1 protein-coding gene is annotated in these 1,379 nt (G+C 56.4%); it reads left to right on the top strand.

The window, feature by feature from the left end; all coding sequences use genetic code 11:
* The first annotated feature begins 134 nt into the window (after window positions 1-134).
* On the top strand, window positions 135-545 hold the full coding sequence (locus FYC48_RS25285; RefSeq protein WP_149499597.1) for an SUKH-3 domain-containing protein: 411 nt from the start codon (window positions 135-137) through the stop codon (window positions 543-545).
* Window positions 546-1,379: the final 834 nt, after the last annotated feature.

The following is a 1,379-nucleotide window of genomic DNA, read 5'->3' as shown; positions in this document are numbered from 1 at the left end:
AAACCGGCGGGGAACCATCGGTTGCAACGGAGGCCGCGAGTTGACGTATTTGAAGTGGGGAGTCGTTCGCGCGGCCCCGCTGAACCGTACCGTTACCCCAACGAGAGTTTCCCATAGTCAATCTCGCACGCAGGATGATTCGGTACCTTCGCGAACGTGCGGACCTCGCAACGCTCATTGAATCGGGTTGGAGGCCCAACCGGAGAATCTCACTTGACTCGAGTGTACTTCCCGACGGCTTCGAACTAACTGTCGCCGCAACTCGCTTTCTGACCGAGTACGGCGGACTGACGATCAAAGGTCGCGTTCAAGTCGACCTTACTCCGATGGCGTGCCGTGAAGACCATGACCGTATTGCGTATTTCTCCACTCTGGACAATCGACAATACTTTCCCGTTGGCAGAATTGACGACGAATGTGCAACGGACGTACTCGTTGATGAGGTCGGCGACGTGTACCTGTACTGTGCACCTCCGACTACCGAAGAAGGGCCATGGCGAATCGGTGGGCCGTCACGTGCGTCGGTCCTGCGGCTTTTGACTTGACCGACGGATGGGGTAACAATGCGATGCACGACGAGCCGCCGAGTCGCGTTTTTTGAAGTGGTTGATCACCCGCGGCGGCCGCGTGATCGCCGCCGTTCGTCGTGCTTGGTCACGCTGGTCGGTTCTTCTAGCTTTGAGTTTGGAACGACGCACAAGCCGGATAGGGTGACTGTAGTCGGCCCACCGCATGATGACGCGACCTCTGTTTCCTTTTGATCGCACTTGATGCCACGGTATGGTAAACGTTTCCAACGCCCAACAATCGCCAATAATGGATCGTGATCCTGTACGCCTATTGCGTTGTCGCGGTGGAGTCTTCCAATGGCCCCAGCACTCGATCAAGCCTCTCGATCGGATCTCGCTTGACTCCGGTACCATGGTTCGCACACACAATTCTGGTCCCGATCCAGACTGATCGATCGCCCCACGTCAACCTGCGATCGCTACAATAGATCACGACCGTCCAACTTCACCACGACGGCAACCGTAAAGCGACGAACCATGTGAAGAACGGGAGTTGCGGCGCAGTTGATTCCTGCGTTCACGATGCTTGGCCGCAACCCCGTTATCACCAACGTTCGTCGTGCTACTTTACGTTCGTTGGTCCATCACCTTCGAGTGCGGATCAGATCCGACGCCTGTCGTTGTGGCTGGAACTGGGCCCATCGCTTCGTGACGCGACCTCTGTTTCCTGGTGACCGCTCTTGATGTCACGGTTCGATAGATCATCTTCTCCAATTGGATCATGGCTTGGTGATTCGCAATGCAAGTCACGTTCGTCGTGCCGGAAGACTCGCGTAGGGGCCCATTGATTGGCAGAGGAACATCAGTCGC

Origin of the sequence: Roseiconus lacunae, assembly GCF_008312935.1 — a bacterium.
Taxonomy (GTDB): Bacteria; Planctomycetota; Planctomycetia; order Pirellulales; family Pirellulaceae; genus Stieleria; species Stieleria lacunae.
This window is presented reverse-complemented; position numbering and strand designations above follow the sequence as displayed.